This window comes from Kineococcus vitellinus, assembly GCF_009906315.1.
Classification (GTDB): domain Bacteria; phylum Actinomycetota; class Actinomycetes; order Actinomycetales; family Kineococcaceae; genus Kineococcus; species Kineococcus vitellinus.
Window position 1 is genome coordinate 1 of sequence record NZ_JAAALL010000515.1, and the last position, 1,640, is coordinate 1,640.

1 protein-coding gene is annotated in these 1,640 nt (G+C 77.9%); it reads right to left on the bottom strand.

Features of this window, described 5'->3' with window-relative positions; translation table 11 throughout:
• Window positions 1–134: 134 nt before the first annotated feature.
• On the bottom strand, window positions 135–1,520 hold the full coding sequence (locus GTQ99_RS23000; RefSeq protein ID WP_338075211.1) for a replication-associated recombination protein A: 1,386 nt from the start codon (window positions 1,518–1,520) through the stop codon (window positions 135–137).
• Window positions 1,521–1,640: the final 120 nt, after the last annotated feature.

Here is a 1,640-nt window from a genome sequence, read left to right on the forward strand (position 1 = left end):
GTGCTGCGGGGGGCCGCGCCGCGGGGGGCGGCCGAGCGCTGCAGCTCGCGCAGCGCCACCTCGCCGGCGCTGCGCAGCACGGAGGTCAGCAGGCGGGTCAGGGCGGGCACCCGCGCGACGCTAGCGCGGGCCGCTCAGCGGCCGCGGACGATGCGCCGCAGCCGGGCCACCCGCTCGCGCAGCTGCGCCTCGAAGCCGCGGTCGGTGGGCCGGTAGTAGTCGGTGCCCACGAGCTCGTCGGGGGCGTACTGCTGCTCGGCGACCCCGCTGGGCACCTCGTGCGTGTAGACGTACCCCGCGCCGTGGCCCAGCCGCTGCGCGCCGGCGTAGTGGCTGTCGCGCAGGTGCGCCGGGACCGCTCCGCCCCGGCCGGCGCGCACGTCGGCGATGGCCGCGTTGACGCCGGCGTACGCGGCGTTCGACTTCGGCGCCGTCGCGTTGTGCACGACGGCCTGCGCGAGCACGATCCGCGCCTCCGGCATGCCGATCTGGGCGACGGCGTGCATCGCGGCCACCGCGGTCTGCAGCGCCGAGGGGTCGGCCATCCCCACGTCCTCGGCGGCCGAGATGACGATGCGGCGGGCGATGAAGCGCGGGTCCTCCCCCGCCTCCACCATCCGCGCCAGGTAGTGCAGCGCCGCGTCCACGTCGGAGCCGCGCATCGACTTGATGAACGCGCTGGCGACGTCGTAGTGCTGGTCGCCGGCGCGGTCGTAGCGCACCGCGGCCCGGTCCAGCGCCCGCTCGGCCAGCGCCAGCGCGATCCGCGGGCGGCCCTCGGCGGCCCGGTCGTCGAAGGCGGCGCCGGCCGCGGCCTCCAGCGCCGTCAGCGCGCGGCGCGCATCGCCGTCGGCGACCCGCACGAGGTGCTCCAGGGCGTCCTCGTCGACGTCCAGCTCCCCGGCCAGGCCGCGCGGGTCCACCAGCGCGCGGTGCAGCAGGGCGCGCACGTCCTCGGGGGTCAGCGGGCGCAGCGTCAGCAGCAGCGAGCGCGAGAGCAGCGGGGTGACGACGGAGAAGTTCGGGTTCTCCGTGGTCGCGGCCACCAGGACCACCCAGCGGTTCTCCACCCCCGGCAGCAGCGCGTCCTGCTGGGCCTTGGTGAAGCGGTGGATCTCGTCGAGGAAGAGGACCGTCTGGCGGCCGTAGAGGTCGCGGTCGCGGCGCGCGCCCTCCACGACGCCGCGCACGTCCTTGACGCCGGCGGTCACGGCGGACAGCTCGGCGAACGTGCGGCCCGCGGCGTGCGCGAGCACGTGCGCCAGCGTCGTCTTGCCGGTGCCCGGCGGCCCCCACAGGATCACCGACGCCGGCCCCGCGCGACCGAGGTCGCCGTCGGCGGCCAGGCGGCGCAGCGGGGAACCGGCGGCCAGCAGGTGCTGCTGGCCGACGACCTCGTCGAGCGAGCGCGGCCGCATCCGCACCGCCAGCGGTGCGCCGGCCAGGACCGCGGGCACGCCAGGGGTCCCGGCACCGCCCGCGGCGTCGCCGTCGGCGTCGGGGGAGAACAGGTCGGCCACGCGCCGACCGTACGTCCTGGCGGGTGGCCGGCGGCACGGCCCCCAGCCGGGGCACAGGCCGCTCCGGGCCCGCTCCCACCGCGGGGACCGACGCTCGGGGCATGACGACCTCCCCCACCT